The sequence below is a fragment of the Amycolatopsis pithecellobii genome (genome assembly GCF_009707865.1).
In the GTDB taxonomy this organism is placed as follows: Bacteria; Actinomycetota; Actinomycetes; order Mycobacteriales; family Pseudonocardiaceae; genus Amycolatopsis_E; species Amycolatopsis_E pithecellobii.
Genome location: NZ_WMBA01000006.1, coordinates 124286 through 139093 on the forward strand (window position 1 = coordinate 124286; position 14808 = coordinate 139093).

The 14808-nt window shown below is 68.1% G+C and carries 14 protein-coding genes; 8 read left to right on the forward strand and 6 right to left on the reverse strand.

The genetic code is table 11. The annotated features are described in order from the left end of the window. Positions 1-4 precede the first annotated feature (4 nt). On the reverse strand, positions 5-889 hold the full coding sequence (locus GKO32_RS06320) for a methylenetetrahydrofolate reductase (RefSeq protein WP_154755826.1): 885 nt from the start codon (positions 887-889) through the stop codon (positions 5-7). A gap of 105 nt (positions 890-994) precedes the next feature. Further along, positions 995-1984 carry a bile acid:sodium symporter family protein gene (locus GKO32_RS06325; protein WP_154755827.1) on the reverse strand — a complete coding sequence of 330 codons (990 nt, stop codon included), beginning with the start codon at positions 1982-1984 and terminating at the stop codon, positions 995-997. Positions 1985-2092: 108 nt separating this feature from the next. Between GKO32_RS06325 and GKO32_RS06330 the strand changes: the two genes are divergently transcribed. Beyond that, positions 2093-2947 carry a LysR family transcriptional regulator gene (locus GKO32_RS06330; protein WP_312867570.1) on the forward strand — a complete coding sequence of 285 codons (855 nt, stop codon included), beginning with the start codon at positions 2093-2095 and terminating at the stop codon, positions 2945-2947. Here the strand turns inward: GKO32_RS06330 and GKO32_RS40070 are convergent. Further along, positions 2903-3622 (reverse strand): helix-turn-helix transcriptional regulator, encoded by a 720-nt coding sequence (locus GKO32_RS40070; protein WP_312867571.1) that lies wholly within the window; start codon positions 3620-3622, stop codon positions 2903-2905. The genes GKO32_RS06330 and GKO32_RS40070 overlap by 45 nt on opposite strands. Positions 3623-3703: 81 nt before the next feature. Between GKO32_RS40070 and GKO32_RS06340 the strand changes: the two genes are divergently transcribed. Next, positions 3704-4507 carry a serine peptidase gene (locus GKO32_RS06340; protein WP_154755828.1) on the forward strand — a complete coding sequence of 268 codons (804 nt, stop codon included), beginning with the start codon at positions 3704-3706 and terminating at the stop codon, positions 4505-4507. Here the strand turns inward: GKO32_RS06340 and GKO32_RS06345 are convergent. After that, the gene (locus tag GKO32_RS06345) at positions 4500-5267 is read right to left on the reverse strand and encodes a PIG-L family deacetylase (RefSeq protein ID WP_312867572.1); all 768 of its coding nucleotides are present in this window, start codon (positions 5265-5267) and stop codon (positions 4500-4502) included. The two genes, GKO32_RS06340 and GKO32_RS06345, sit on opposite strands and share 8 nt — an antisense overlap. Before the next feature lie 134 nt (positions 5268-5401). Here GKO32_RS06345 and GKO32_RS06350 point away from each other — a divergent pair, with 134 nt between their 5' ends. The 3 genes from GKO32_RS06350 to GKO32_RS06360 are packed head-to-tail and all read left to right on the forward strand — an operon-like array spanning position 5402 to position 8708. After that, a complete protein-coding gene (locus tag GKO32_RS06350) occupies positions 5402-6466 on the forward strand; it encodes a polyprenyl synthetase family protein (protein ID WP_154755829.1) in 1065 nt (354 codons plus the stop codon). Next, entirely contained in the window at positions 6467-7921 is a 1455-nt protein-coding gene (gene crtI, locus GKO32_RS06355) for a phytoene desaturase family protein (protein ID WP_154755830.1), read from the forward strand. A 10-nt stretch (positions 7922-7931) separates the two neighbouring features. Then, a complete protein-coding gene (locus GKO32_RS06360; protein ID WP_154755831.1) occupies positions 7932-8708 on the forward strand; it encodes an LLM class F420-dependent oxidoreductase in 777 nt (258 codons plus the stop codon). Positions 8709-8732: 24 nt separating this feature from the next. On the opposite strand, the gene GKO32_RS06365 is transcribed toward GKO32_RS06360, so the two are convergent. After that, positions 8733-9101 (reverse strand): Rv2175c family DNA-binding protein, encoded by a 369-nt coding sequence (locus GKO32_RS06365; RefSeq protein ID WP_312867573.1) that lies wholly within the window; start codon positions 9099-9101, stop codon positions 8733-8735. A 122-nt stretch (positions 9102-9223) separates the two neighbouring features. On the opposite strand from GKO32_RS06365, the gene pknB reads away from it, so the two are divergent. From pknB to GKO32_RS06380, 3 genes are all read left to right on the forward strand, one after another. After that, complete coding sequence (gene pknB / locus GKO32_RS06370) at positions 9224-11215, forward strand: Stk1 family PASTA domain-containing Ser/Thr kinase (RefSeq protein WP_312867574.1); 1992 nt, start codon at positions 9224-9226, stop codon at positions 11213-11215. 181 nt (positions 11216-11396) lie between these two features. Further along, complete coding sequence (locus GKO32_RS06375) at positions 11397-12701, forward strand: wax ester/triacylglycerol synthase family O-acyltransferase (RefSeq protein ID WP_154755832.1); 1305 nt, start codon at positions 11397-11399, stop codon at positions 12699-12701. Positions 12702-12733: 32 nt separating this feature from the next. Beyond that, positions 12734-13294 carry a 2'-5' RNA ligase family protein gene (locus GKO32_RS06380; protein WP_154755833.1) on the forward strand — a complete coding sequence of 187 codons (561 nt, stop codon included), beginning with the start codon at positions 12734-12736 and terminating at the stop codon, positions 13292-13294. A gap of 121 nt (positions 13295-13415) precedes the next feature. Here the strand turns inward: GKO32_RS06380 and GKO32_RS06385 are convergent, their stop codons facing one another. Continuing rightward, on the reverse strand, positions 13416-14807 hold the full coding sequence (locus GKO32_RS06385; protein WP_312867575.1) for a class II 3-deoxy-7-phosphoheptulonate synthase: 1392 nt from the start codon (positions 14805-14807) through the stop codon (positions 13416-13418). Between the last annotated feature and the right edge of the window lies 1 nt (position 14808).

Genomic DNA, 14808 nt, shown 5'->3' on the forward strand with positions numbered 1-14808 from the left:
GGCTTCACGTCCGCGCGGGTACCAGGCCCAGCCGGTTGACCACCTCACGCGTGGCCTTCGACCGGTTGAACGTGTAGAAGTGCAGGTCCGGCACGCCCTCGGCGATGAGCCGCTCGCACAGTTCGGTGACCACGTCGAGCCCTTCCGCACGGAAGGCCTTGGGGTCGCCCTCCAGCGGTTCGAGCCGGTCCAGCAGCCATTGCGGGCACCGCGCGCCGGATAGCTTGATCGTCGTCTTGAGCGTGCGCGGCGTGGTCAACGGCATCACGCCCGGGATGAGCAGGGCGTCCGAACCGGCGGCCGCCACCCTGTCCCGCAGCCGCAGGAAGTCCTCGGCCTCGAAGAACAGTTGCGCGATACCGAAATCCGCGCCGGCGTTGAACTTGCGCACGAGGTACCGGGTGTCGGTCTCCAGATCGGGCGAGCGCGGATGACCGTATGGGAACGCCGAAACGCCGACGCAGAAGTCGCCCAGTGAGCGGACGAGTTCCACGAGCTCCTCCGCGTAGTTGAGCCCTTGCGGGTGCGCCACCCAGTCGCCGTACGGGTCGCCCGGCGGGTCCCCGCGCAGCGCCAGGATGTTGCGCACCCCCACGGCCGCGTACCAGCCGATGACGTTGCGCAGCTCCGCGACGGAGTGGTTCACCGCGGTCAGGTGCGCCATCGGGACCAGCGTTGTTTCCGTGGCGACCCGGGCGATGTTGCGGATCGTGCCGTCCCGGCTCGACCCGCCGGCGCCGTAGGTGATCGACATGTACGCCGGGTCGAACATCTCCAGTTCGCGGATCGAGCGCCACAGCACCGCCTCGTCGGCGGCGTCACGGGGCGGGAAGAACTCGACCGAGAACACCGGGGTATCCCCGCGTAACCGTTCGACAACCGACTTCATGCCCTCATCGTAATGGCGCCCGAATCACGCGACACATGTCCTCGCCAGCCCCGCACCCGACCGCCACCCCTCACGGAGGCGCTTCGCGCCGCGGTTCCCCCTGATTCACGCAGTGGCGAGTTCTGCCTGCTGCGCGCCCCAGCGGCGGGCGAGCACCGCGCAGATCATCAGCTGGGCCTGGTGGAACAGCATCAGCGGCAGCACGATGAGCCCCACGGTGTGCGCCGGGAACAGCACGGTGGCCATCGGCAGGCCGCTGGCCAGGCTTTTCTTCGAGCCGCAGAAGATGATCGTGATGCGGTCCTCGCGCGAGAAGCCCAGCCGTGGGGTGACGAACTTGAGCACGCCCAGCACCACGAAGAACAGCGCCAGGTTCAGCACCACCAGCCCGGCCAGCGACAGCCAGCTGAGCTGGTGCCAGATCCCGGCGACGATCCCCTCGCTGAACGCCGTGTAGACGATGATCAGGATGACGCCGCGATCGGCCCTTCCGAGCACTGTTTTGTGCGCGGTGATCCAGCCACCGATCCACCGGCGCAGCAACTGCCCGGCGACGAACGGCACGAGCAGCTGGAACACGATCGAGGTGACGGCGTGCAACGAGAAACCGGCGCCGGTCGTGTGCAGCAGCAGGCCCACGAGCAGCGGTGTGAGAACGATGCCGATGATGCTGGAGAACGACGCGGCGCAGATAGCGGCCGCGACATTGCCGCGCGCGATGGAGGTGAACGCGATCGACGAGTTCACCGTGGACGGCAGCGCACACAGGAAGATCAGGCCTGCCGCCAGCGCCGGCGTGAGCACTGCGGGCACCAGCAGCTTCGTGGCCAGGCCGAGCAGCGGAAACAGCACGAACGTCGCGACCAGGATGGTCAGGTGCAGCCGCCAGTGTTTCAGCCCGGCCAGCGCCTCCGCGGTGGACAGCCGCGCCCCGTAGAGGAAGAACAGCGCGCCGACGCCGATCGTGCTCACGGCCGACGCGATGTCCGCGCCCTGACCGCGGGCCGGCAGGAGCCACGCCACGCCCACCGCGACCAGGATGCCGATGATGAACGGGTCGATCCGGGTCTTCGCAAGCAGCTCGGCCCCACGCATGAGGTGGTCCCTTCGTCGGATTACCTCCATCCTCGGGCTCACCGGGCCGATTGTGAAGCATGATTGCCGCCATAACCGTTATCGCGAATCGTGATATACGGTGGTTTGGTGCTCGATCCGGTGTGGCTCAAGACGTTCCTGGTGGTCGCCGAGACCCGCAGCTTCACGCGCGCCGCACAGCGGCTCGGGCTGCGGCAATCGACCGTCAGCCAGCACATCCGCAAGCTGGAGCAGGCGAGCACGCAACAACTTTTCGTGCGGGACACGCATTCGGTCGAGCTCACCCCGGACGGCGAGGCGATGCTCGGTTTCGCGGGCAGTGTCATCGACACGATCGACCGCGCCATGAGCTATTTCACAGGCGCTGAGCTCCGCGGGCGGCTCCGGTTCGGGGCCTCGGAAGACTTCGTGGCGGGGCCGTTGCCGGAGATCCTCGCCGAGTTCCGCCGCTCGCACCCGCGGGTGGACCTGGAACTGACCGTCGCGCTGTCCGGGGTGCTGCACGAGCAACTGCGGGCGGGCGAGCTCGATCTGGTGCTGGGCAAACGGTCCGCGGGCGAAGACGCCGCCGGTGCACTGTGGACGGAGCCGCTGGTGTGGGCCGGGCGGCCCGGTATCGAGCTGGATCCGGCCGAGCCCGTGCCGCTGATCGTCTACCCGCCGCCGAGCATCACCCGCGCCAGGGCCATGGAAGCGTTGCGGCTGCACGGAAAACACTGGCGGATCGTGTGCACGAGCGGCAGCCTCAACGGGTTGCGCGCGGCCGCGCTCGCTGGGCTCGGGGTGGTCGTGTTCGCCCGCAGCCTGGTCCCGGCGGGCCTCGTCGAGCTGCCCGAGGGGCACGGGTTACCCGATCCGGGCGAGGTCGAGTTCATCCTGACCGCGCGACGGTCGGCGTTGCGCGGCCCGGCGGCGGCGTTATCGGAGGCCATCCAGTCCGGAGCCGGGCGGCTGCATGCCTGACCGTTCTCGCCGGAGCGCACCCGGCGTGAGCCCGGCAAGCGAGCGGACTTCGCGCGTCAGGTGAGCCTGGTCGGCGAACCCCGTCGCGGCGGCCAGCTCCGCGAGCCCCGCACGGGAGGTGTCGGCGGCATGCAGGAACCGCTGGAACCGCCCGACCCGCTGCACCGCCTTCGGGCTCATCCCGGTGTGATCGAGGAACAACCGCCGCAGGTGCCGCTCGGTGACGCCGAGCTCGTCGGCGACGTCGCCGACGGCGGCCCCGGTTACGAAAAGTTCGCGCACCCCGTGCCGCACCCGGGCATCGATCGGCGACGGGCGCAGGACGTCGGGGAAACGCCCGGCCCACACCTGCTCGGCCACGGTTCGCATCACCCGATCGGGTAGTACCGCCGAAAGCGTCAGCGTCTTGTCGCGCAGCTCTTCCGCCGGCAGCCGCAGCACCGGTCCGAGCGCCTCGGTGCGGAACCGCAGGCCCCGCACGTGCGTGCCCGCCGTCAGGGGCACGAGGTCGGCGCACAGCGCCGGGCCAGCGAAAACGGCTTCGCCATCAGCGAACACCAGCACGTCGGAGCAGCCGTCCGGCACGACACGCTGCACCATGCTCGTCGCGCCCACTCGCTGCTCCCACCAGCAGCGGACCGCGCCCGACCCCGGACGTTCGCGATAGAACGACACTCACCGAGTATGACCGCTTGGTAACGGCCGGGCGTTCCCGGACGACAAGCCGCCTGACCGGAACCGGACGAGAGGAGACAGATGCTCCGGGTACTCGGCGTGCACGGCATCGGGACCCACCGATACCACCGCCGCACGGGATCACCTGAACAAGCGGCGACGGCACTCGCCACGGACTGGTTCCGGCACCTCGGCACGGCCATGCCCGCGAACTCGAACGTCGACCTGCGCGTCGCCTACTACGCGCACCTGCTGCACCCCGACTGCGGCTCGCCCATCAAGGACGACCCGGCGATGCTGGAACCCGCGGAGCAGCAACTGTTCGCCGGGTGGCTCACTCTCCTCAACCCCACGCTGGAGCGGAACGCGCAGGACGCCGGGGCGTGGCTCGCCCGCACGCACGGCTCGGCCGCACGCCTGTTCGCGATGACCTTCAGCCGCGAGCTGAACACGTACCTGTCCGACCGCCATGCGCGTGAGGCGGCACGGTTGGCCGTCGCGGACGCGATCGGCGCGCTGCGGCCCGACGTCGTCGTCGCGCACTCGCTCGGCAGCATCGTGGCCTACGAAACCCTTTGGGCACACCAGAATCACGACGTTCGCCTGTTCGTCACGCTCGGCAGCCCGCTCGCCATGCCCGGTGTCGTGGCCGACCGGCTGGAGCCCTGCGACGAGAATCGCAAACCGCCGCGGGTCGCGCACTGGATCAACATCGCCGATCCCGGCGACATCGCCGCCGTCCCGGCGGGCGGCCTGGCCCAGCGGTTCGGCGTCGACGAGGACCTGCCGATCTCCGCCGGTATGTGGGAGTTCCAGACCCCGGGGGCCTACCTGCGCTCGACCGATGTGAGCGGTGTGATCTTCGGCCGCGGCGCGCTCACTTGAACAGGTCGTCGACGATGAGGCCGGGCTCCTGGCCCGGACGGATGAACCACTCCGTGCCGAACGCGTAGCGGAAATTCTCGTCCGACAGCGCGAGGAAGAACGACTCCTCGCTGATCTGGCTCGGGTGCGCCCGCATCGCCCGGCGCTTGTACTCGAGCCACGGCGTCACGTCGACCACGGTGTTGATCTCCGTCTCCGGCTTGCCGAACACGCTCAGGTCCTCCTCCGAGGGCGGGGGCACGTTCAGCATGGCCGCACCACGTGCCATGTGCTCACGGCTGGAGGTGGCCTGGTACACCCGCGGCGTACCGGCCAGTTCGGCCGCGCGCATCCCGACCCGGTACACCTGGATGTGATCGGGATGTCCGTAGTTTCCGTTGTCGTCGTAGCAAGTCAGGACTTCCGCGTTCTCCTCACGCAGAATCGCCGCGAGCTTCTCCGCGGCCTGTTCGACATCGGCGGTCCAGAACGAGCCGGGCGCGTCGTTGGCAGGTTCGCCCATCATCCCGGAGTCGGTGTAGCCGAGGAACTCCACGCGGGCGACGCCCAGGATCTTCGCCGCCGCTTCGGTTTCGGCGACCCGCCGCTGCCACAACGGTTCACCGTCGGCCAGAAACCCCTCGGGTACCTCGCCGTTCTCGCCACGCGTGGCGACGACGAGCACGACGCGGTGCCCGTCCTCATAGGCCTTGCGCATCACACCGCCACACAGGATGCATTCGTCGTCAGGATGAGCATGAAAGGTCACGATTGTCGCCACTAGTGCAGACTAGCGACGCGAAGCGTCTCCGTTGAGCGTGGTGGTGGGCGAGGGGCTGGCGGAGATTACCGGGATTCGGCTCGACACGACCACCCCGCGCGGCGAAAGCTGACGCGAGCACGCACGATAGGCCTATGGACCACGACACCGATCTGCCCGGCCACGTCGAACGCGTGCTGGCCCGGTTCCTGCACGAGTCCGGTGCGCGGATTCTCGCGACCGAGCCCGGATTCGCGTCCGGTGTCGACTCACTGACAGAATTCGTGCTGCGCGGGGGAAAACGCTTGCGGCCCACCTTCGCGTGGTGGGCTTGGCGTGGTGCAGGCGGCGAAGACACCGACGCCGAAGGCGTACTGCAGGCGGTCGCGAGCCTCGAACTGGTTCAGGCCTGCGCGCTCATCCACGACGATCTCATCGACTCGTCCGGCTCGCGCCGCGGCCGCCCGACGGTGCACGTCGCGTTCGCCGATCTGCACACCTCGCAGCAGTGGTCCGGGCTGCCGTCGTCGTACGGGCTCGCGATGGCCGTCCTCATCGGGGATCTGGCACTGGCCTGGGCCGACGACATGTTCGCGGCCGCACCGCTTCCGGCTGCGACGCTCGCCGCGGCCCGTCCGGTGTGGCGGGCGATGCGCACGGAAGTCCTTGCCGGGCAATGTCTCGACATCCACACGCAGGCCACCGGGGACGCTTCACCCGAGGCCGCGCTGCGGGTCAGCCGCCTGAAAACCGCCGCGTACACCGTCGAACGCCCGCTGCACCTGGGTGCGGTACTGGCCGGAGCGCCGTCCGCGCAGGTCGCCGCGCTGCGCGAATTCGGCCGTGAACTCGGGACCGCCTTCCAGCTGCGGGACGATCTGCTCGGCGTGTTCGGTGATCCCTCCGTCACCGGGAAACCCGCCGGAGACGATCTGCGCGAAGGCAAGCGGACCCTGTTGATCGCGCTCGGGTTGCGGCAGGCCGGTCCGGCGCAGGCCGAGGTGATCACCGCCGCGCTGGGCAACCCCGCACTGTCCGAAAAGGAGGTTGACCAGGTGCGTGCGACCTTGCGCGAAGCGGGCGCGGTGTCCGCCGTGGAAACCCGGATCGACGAGCTGACCGGGACCGCGCTTTCCGCGCTGCGGCAAGCGAAACTGACCGAACCCGCGACCACTGCGCTGGCCGATCTCGCGGCCAGGGCGACACAGAGGACGCACTGAATGCGCGCCGATCATGTCGTGGTGATCGGAGCCGGGCTCGCCGGCCTCTCGGCGACGTTGCACCTGCTCGGTGCCGGCCGCCAGGTCACGTTGCTCGAACTGCACGACCGCCCCGGGGGGCGGGTCAGCGGGCACGAGTACGACGGCTACACGGCCGACACAGGGGCGACCGTGCTGACCATGCCGGAGCTGCTCGACGAGGCGCTGGCCGCGGTCGGGGAGCCGAACCCGTTGCGCCTGATACGCCTGGATCCGGCCTATACCGCGAGATTCGCCGATGGCAGCTCGCTCGCGGTCCGTACCGACGGTGACGCGATGGAAGCGGAGATCCGTGCATTCGCGGGTTCCCGTGAAGCCGACGGCTACCGGAAGCTGCGCCGGTGGCTGACCGAGCTCTACGCCGTCGAAAAAGACCGGTTCCTGGGCGCCAACTTCGACTCGCCGCTCGACCTCGCAGGCCCGGAGCTGCTGAAACTCCTTGCGTTGGGTGGATTGGGGCGGCTCGGCCCGCGGATCGGCCGGTTCCTGCACGACGAGCGGCTGCGCCGGGTGTTCTCGTTCCAGGCGCTGTATGCCGGTCTGGATCCGCGCACCGCCCTCGGCGCGTACGGCGTGATCCCTTACATGGACACGGTCGCGGGCGTGTACTACCCGCTCGGCGGGATGGGCAGGGTCGGGCGGGTGCTCGCGGACGCGGCGGAACGCGCGGGTGCGCAGGTGCGGTTCAAGACCGAAGCCGCTTGGCTGGAAAGGGTTTCCGGGCAGGTGCGGGCGGTGCGCACGCGCACCGGCGAGCGGATCGAGTGTGACGCGGTGGTGCTCGCGACCGAGCTGATCACGGCCTACCAGCTGCTCGGCGCGCGGCCGAGGCGACCGATTCCGTTGCGGTTCTCGCCATCTGCCGTGGTGCTGCACGGAACGACCGGCCGGAGCTGGCCGGAACTGGGCCACCACACCATTTTCTTCGGTGACGCCTGGCAGCGGACGTTCAGCGAGATCATTCGCGAGGGCCGACTCATGTCGGATCCTTCGCTGTTGGTGACCAGGCCGACCGCGACCGATCCGGCGCTCACGTCGGAGGGACAGGTCGTCACGGTGCTCGCGCCAGCGCCGAACCTGCGCGCCGGCCGCATCGACTGGCCGCGGGTGGGGCCCGCGTACCGCGATGATCTGGTGCGGGTATTGGATTCCCGCGGGCTGACCGGGTTCGGCGAGGCCTATCGCGTGGACGAGTTGATCACACCGCGGGACTGGGCGGAGCGCGGGATGGCCGCGGGTACGCCCTTCTCGCTGGCGCACACATTCGCCCAGACCGGGCCGTTTCGCCCGCGAAACCTATTACGGGGCATCGAAAACGTGGTATTGGCCGGCTGCGGTACGACACCCGGGGTGGGGATACCGCCGGTGTTGATCTCGGGTCGCCTGGCTGCTGCGCGAATCACCGGATTTGCCTAGGCTCGATCCCATGACCCGACCGGTTCGCATCGGGCTGCAGCTGCAGCCCCAACACGCCGACTACAAGATCATCCGCGAGACGGCAGCCCGTGCCGAGGAACTCGGGGCCGACATCCTCTTCAACTGGGACCACTTCTATCCGCTCTTCGGTGACCCCGACGGCAAGCATTTCGAATGCTGGACGATGCTCGGCGCCTGGGCGGAGGCGACGTCGCGGGTGGAGATCGGCGCGCTCGTCACGTGCAACAGCTACCGCAATCCCGAACTGCTCGCCGACATGGCCCGCACGGTCGACCACATCAGCAGCGGCCGGTTGATCCTTGGCATCGGCTCCGGCTGGTTCGAAAAGGACTACACGGAGTACGGCTACGAGTTCGGCACCGCGGGTGGACGGCTCGACGACCTCGCGGAAGCGTTGCCCCGCATCGAATCGCGCCTGGCGAAGCTCAACCCGGCGCCGACCCGGGACATCCCGGTGCTGATCGGTGGCGGCGGCGAGAAGAAGACGCTGAAGCTGGTCGCCAAGCACGCTGACATCTGGCACTCCTTCGGTGACGCGGCCACGGTCGAGCGCAAGGTCGGCATCCTCAAGCAGCACTGCGCCGACGTCGGCCGCGACGCGAGCGAGATCGAGGTTTCCGTGGCCGCACAAGGGGAACCGGAGGAAACCGGCCCCCGGCTGCGTGAAGTGGGCGCGTCGCTGTTCACCGTCGGGGCAAGCGGGCCCGACTACGACCTGAGCCTGCTCGAGCGGTGGATCAGCTGGCGGGACGCACAGAACTCCTGAGGACGGGCTCCGGCGCCATCCCGATCAGAACGCCATGGCCTGCGCGCGCCGCTTCACTTCGGTGCCGTGGTTGGTGCGCAGGGCGTTGATCGGGGTGGTGCCGGGCAGCGACTCGTCCTCCGAGTAGAGCCACCGCAGCATTTCCGTCCGGCTGAACCCGGCATCGTTCAGCACCGTCAGCAGCCCGGCCAGTCCCTTCACCGGCGCGGAGCCCGCCAGGAATTCAGCGGGCACGAACAAGTCACCGTCCCTGCGGACGGCCAGCAGCTGCCCATCGCGCAGCAGCTGCCGCACCTTGTTCGCGGACTGGCCGAGCGCCTCGCTGACTTTTGCCAGCGACAGCACGGCAACGTCCGGACCAAGCACGTCATCAGCGACAGGAATCGCACTCACAGCTGACACTGTGCCACATCGGGCAGGGCCGGTGGCAGTTTCGGCCCCTGGGGGTAATCAAACTTCAATCCGGCATACAGGCCGCACCCACCCGGGTGGCGGAAGTCCGTACGATCGCCTCCGTGACAACCACCGACACCGGGCTGGCCGGAACGCTACTGGAGCGGCGTTACCGGGTCGATTCCCCGATCGCCCGGGGCGGCATGTCCTCGGTGTACCGGGGCGCCGACACCCGGCTGGACCGCCCCGTCGCCATCAAGATCATGGATCCGCGGTTCGCCGACGACCGGTCGTTCGTCGAGCGCTTCGAACGTGAAGCCCGCTCCGCCGCCAAGCTGCACCACCCGAACGTGGTCACGGTGCATGATCAGGGCGTCGACGAAAACCACGTCTTTCTGGTGATGGAGCTGGTTGACGGCGGCACGCTGCGTGACCTGCTGGAGGAGCGTGGCCGGCTGGACGTGCCACTCACGCTGACCATCGCCGAGCAGATCCTCGCCGCGCTGGCCGCCGCGCACAACGCCGGGCTGGTGCACCGCGACGTCAAGCCGGAGAACGTGCTGATCGGGCGCACCGGAACGCCGCCGACAGGCGTGGTGAAGGTGGCCGACTTCGGTCTGGTGCGCGCGGTCGCGAGCGCGGGCACCACCAGCTCCAGCATCATCCTGGGCACCGTCGCGTATCTCGCGCCCGAGCAGGTCACCACCGGGCTGGCCGCCGAGCGCGGCGACGTGTACTCGGCCGGGATCGTGCTGTACGAGATGCTCACCGGACAGGCGCCCTACACCGGTGACACCGCGATTTCGGTGGCATACCGCCATGTCAACGACGATGTCCCCGCGCCGAGCACGGTCACCCCCGGCGTGCCGCCCGTGCTCGACGACCTGGTGCGGCGGGCCACCCGCCGCGACCCGGAAGCCCGGCCCGCCGACGCCGAGACCTTCCTGCGGGAGTTGCGGCAGATCCGGGCGGCACTCGGAATCGCGCCGGTGCCCATCCCGGTGCCCGGAAAGCCGGATCCCGTGCCGGACGCGGAGCGGACCGTGCCGGCGTTCGCCCCGGTCGCGGTCACGTCGCCGGTCGCCGGCCCGAGCGGCACGCGCGCCATGCCGCGCGGGATGACCACTCCTCCGCCCACGTTCACACCGCCACCCCCGCCGCCGCCGGAGGAACCACAGCCCGAAGGCGGCGCCAAGCGTCCCGCGCTGATCTGGTCACTCGCCGCGATCGCGCTGGTGCTGTTCGGGGTGGGGATCTGGTGGGTCACCGCGGGTCCGACCTCGGTCAGCAGTACGTCCATTCCCCAAGTCGCGGGCATGGACAAGGCGAGTGCCGCGAAAACGCTCAGTGACGCCGGGTTCACCGCGAAATTCACCCAGCAGCGGAACAACACCGTCGCCGCCGGGCTGGCCGTGCGGACCGATCCGACCGCCGGGACGGGTGCCGTGCGCGGCAGCGCGGTGACCGTCGTGCTGTCGTCGGGCCGGCCCACCGTGCCCGATATCAGCACCAGCACGTCACTCACACAGGCGGAAACCGCGATCATCGCGGCCGAACTCATCCCGCAACACGACGCGACCACGGACGAGTTCAGCAGCACGGTGGCCAACGGGAACGTCATCAGGGTGGACCCGGGTCCGGGGACTCAGCTGGACGTGAACGCACCGGTGACGATCGTCGTATCGAAGGGCCAGCCGCCGAGGCCGGTACCGAACGTCGTGGGGCTGTCGCACGACCAGGCGTTCGCGCAGCTGCAGCAGGCCGGGTTCCAGCCGTTCGACGCGGGCAGCGAGTTCTCGGGCGACGTGCCGGCCGGCGCGGTCACGAAGACGAGCCCCGCGGCGAACAGCACGGTTTCCGACGGCAGCATGCGGGTCGGTGTGTTCACCAACAACGCCGTGCAGGTGCCTTCGGTGATCGGCCACACGATCCAGGACGCGGCGCAACTGCTCCAGCAGGCGGGCTTGCAGGCGGATTTCAAAGGCGGGCAGGACGGTGGCGGTGGCGGCCACGGCCGGGACCGAGGCGGTTTCGGATTCGTGGTCGGCCAGGATCCGAACCCCGGTGACATGGTCAAGAAAGGCAGCAAGGTAACGCTGAAGACGTTTCCTTGATCGGAAACTGAATTCTTTTGCGGTAGCTCAACAATCCTTTGTGGACGGTACTTGTCCTCCTTTCGAGTGAAGGAGGGCGCTGTTAGCGCGGCGGAAACACAACGACTACGCTCTCGTCATGTCGGTGGGTTCCAGTAGTCGCTCTACCCCTTGCTGAAAAAACGACCAAGAAAGGTCGCTTATGGCCGGCCGCCAGCTCAGTGGACTCGATGTCGCCTTTCTCTGCCTCGAAGGGGAAACCACCCCGATGCACATGGGCGCGGTAGTGATTTTCTCGCCCGAACGCGCGATCCCGCCGGCGCGGATCGCGACCCTGCTGTCCGAACGTGCGGCCCGGATTCCCCGGTTGCGGCGGCGGATCAGCCCGACGCTGCTCCCGCTCGGCGGTGCGCGGTGGACCGATGACCCGGACTTCGACGCGGAACGGCATATCCAGGTTCGTGAACTCGACGGTCAGTGCCGTGACGAAGCGTTGACGGTCCATGCGGCACAGTGGATCGAAGAACCGCTGGACCTGCGCCGCCCACCGTGGCAGGTTCGGGTGGTGACCGGATTGTCCGGTGGACGATTCGCTTTTCTGCTCAAACTGCACCATTCGTTCACGGATGGCGCCGGTGCTTTTGCCGTCGCCGCCGCGTTGCTGGACCACCTGCCGGTGACGGCGTCATTGGTTGCGGCGGGTGAGGAAATGCCGCGCCGGCGCTCGCCGCTGGCCGCGGTGAAGGACACGATCAGTGAGACCGGGGAAAACGTCGGTATCGCCTCGGCGATGCTGCGGGCCGCCCGGCCGTATCCGGTTTCGCCTTTGGCGGCACCGGATTCCGCCACCCGGCGGCTCGGGTTCGTCCGGTTGGACGTCTCGGACCTGCGCACAATCCGTGGCGCGCATGGCGGGACGACCAACGACGTGTTACTCGCGGTGCTTTCCGGGGCGCTGCGGCGCTGGATGTCCGATCGGGGGCAGACGGCGGAGCGTCCGTTACGCGCGCTGATCCCGGTCAGCACGCGAGCACGGGACGGTGGTGGCTCGGCGAACCAGCTTTCGGGTTACCTGTGTGACCTGCCCGTGCAACTGGAGGACCCGGTCGAGCGGCTGCAAGAGATCCGGCGCTCGATGAATGCCCGCAAGGCGGCGGGCCCACTCGCCGGTGCTGGTGCGGTTCCCGTGCTGGCCGGGCGGATCCCGGCGCAGGTGCACCGGCTGGCGACGCGTTTGGCCGGGCAGGCGGCGGGTTTGCTGTTCGACACGGTGATCACGAATGTGCCGTTGCCGAACCTGGACCTGACCTTTGACGGTGCCTCGTTGCAGGAGATCTACCCGCTGGTACCGCTGGCTTCGCGGCACGCCGTCGGCATCGCCGCGGCTGTCTATCATGGTTTTGTCCACATTGGACTCCAAGCGAATGGCGCCGCGGTGCCGGACACCGGTTCGCTACGGGACGCGGTCGTAAAGTCGGCTGCGGAACTTTATGAGCGATCTGTCTGACTTTTGTGACCTTGGTACGTCAGAATCTGGTTATGCCGGTTTCCCATACATGGCTTTCGCGCGCGACGCGGAGCGCACTCATCGTTCCGGTTCCGGAGACCGAGTCGCTGGTGACGGCACACCGGCGTTCGCTCGGCGAGGTGCCGGTTTCGGCTGTTCCGACGCATGTCACGGTGCTGTACCCTTTTGTGCCTCCGGGCAGTATCGGGCCGGATACATTGTGTGAGCTGGCGGGCGCACTGGCCGGGATGACGGCGTTCGATTGTGCTTTCACGCAGGTAAAATGGTTCGACGATGAAATATTATGGTTGGAACCTAAGCCGGATGAGCATTTTCGCGCACTGACCGCCGCGGTTTGTAAGCGCTTTCCGGCGCACCGTCCCTACGATGGCGACCACCCGGACACCGTGCCCCACCTCACGGTGGCCGACCGTCGAAGCGGTGACGTCACAGGAAAACGGCGCATCGCCACGGACATCGCCGCCCACCTCCCGGTACACGCAAGAATTGACCGGGTCCGCTTGGTAGCGGGCGAAGACGAGCACGGCCCCTGGCGCACGATCAGTGAATTCACCCTCCCAGACGCGGTTTAGAATTTTCGATTTCCATTCGACGACTGGTGGTTGACCACACCACGAGGAAAACCGGCCGTCGACGAAAGCCGAAGGGGCCCAACGGGACGTCACCTTGAGTGCGTGGTCGAGTTGGGGCTTTTTACCCCCGTAGCATTTCTGCCACCAGAAATGCCAGCTCCAACGACTGCTGTGTGTTCAGCCTTGGGTCACATGCGGTTTCGTAGCGGCCTGCCAGGTCCAGGTCCGAGATCTCCTGCGCACCGCCCAGGCACTCGGTCACGTCCTCGCCCGTGAGTTCCACATGGATGCCGCCCGGGTAGGTGCCCAGTTTGTGGTGCACCTCGAAGAAGCCTTGCACCTCGTCGATGATCCGGTCGAAGTGCCGGGTTTTGTACCCGGTGGACGCCTCGTGCGTATTCCCGTGCATAGGATCGCATTGCCAGATTACCTTGTGCCCGGTGGCCTCGACCTTGTCCACGATCGCGGGCAGCACCTCGCGCACCTTTCCGTTGCCCATTCGCGAAATCAGCGTCAGGCGCCCCGGCTCGTTGTGCGGGTCGAGCCGTTCCACGTATTCCACCGCCTGGTCCGGGGTGGTCGTGGGGCCGATTTTGACGCCGATCGGGTTCGCCACCAATTCCGCGAACGCGATGTGTGCGCCATCCAATTGCCGGGTGCGTTCACCGATCCACAGGAAGTGCGACGAAAGGTTGTACAGCTTCGGGTTGGCGGCGTCCGCGTTGTCCAACCGCAGCAAGGCACGCTCGTAGTCGAGCAGCAGCGCCTCGTGGCTGGCGAAGATTTCCGTGGCATGCAGCGAAGTGTCCGTAACCCCACACGCTGCCATAAACCGTAAACCGCGGTCGATTTCGCCTGCGAGCGCTTCGTACCGCTCCCCCGCCGGTGACGTCCGCACGAAGTCCTTGTTCCAATCGTGCACCTTCGTCAGATCCGCGAGACCCGACGACGTGAGCGCGCGGACCAGGTTCATCGCCGCACCGGCGTTCGCGTAGGCGCGGATCATCCGGCCCGGGTCCGGGATCCGCAGCTCCGGCTTCGCGACCAGCGAGTTCACGATGTCGCCCCGGTACACCGGCAGGCCCAGCGCATCCTTCGCGTTCGAGCGCGGCTTGGCGTACTGCCCGGCGATCCGGCCGACCTTCACCACCGGCAGGCTCGCACCGTAGGTCAGCACCACCGCCATCTGCAGCAGCGTCCGCAGGTTCGCCCGGATATGCGGCTCGGTGTTCGACTCGAAGGTCTCCGCACAATCCCCGCCCTGCAGCATGAACGCCTCGCCGCGGGCGACCATCGCAAGCCGCTCCCGCAACCGGTCGATCTCGACGGGCACGGTGATCGGCGGCACTGCCTCCAGCACGCCACGCACCCGCCGCGCCGCATCCACATCCGGCCACTCCGGCTGCTGGGCGGCCGGGCGCGCCAGCGCATCGTCGAGCCGCGCACGCAGCTCAGGCGGCAGCGGGGGCAGTTCGGGAAGGGTGTCCTCGGGGACGTCCACAGTCCAGTTCACC

Coding starts and splice junctions, on each gene's coding strand:
- GKO32_RS06340 (WP_154755828.1), top strand. CDS start 3,704: ATGCTCCGGGTACTCGGCGTGCACGGCATCGGGACCCACCGATACCAC.
- GKO32_RS06380 (WP_154755833.1), top strand. CDS start 12,734: ATGCCGGTTTCCCATACATGGCTTTCGCGCGCGACGCGGAGCGCACTC.
- GKO32_RS06375 (WP_154755832.1), top strand. CDS start 11,397: ATGGCCGGCCGCCAGCTCAGTGGACTCGATGTCGCCTTTCTCTGCCTC.
- GKO32_RS06350 (WP_154755829.1), top strand. CDS start 5,402: ATGGACCACGACACCGATCTGCCCGGCCACGTCGAACGCGTGCTGGCC.
- GKO32_RS06360 (WP_154755831.1), top strand. CDS start 7,932: ATGACCCGACCGGTTCGCATCGGGCTGCAGCTGCAGCCCCAACACGCC.
- GKO32_RS06320 (WP_154755826.1), bottom strand. CDS start 889: ATGAAGTCGGTTGTCGAACGGTTACGCGGGGATACCCCGGTGTTCTCG.
- crtI (WP_154755830.1), top strand. CDS start 6,467: ATGCGCGCCGATCATGTCGTGGTGATCGGAGCCGGGCTCGCCGGCCTC.
- GKO32_RS06325 (WP_154755827.1), bottom strand. CDS start 1,984: ATGCGTGGGGCCGAGCTGCTTGCGAAGACCCGGATCGACCCGTTCATC.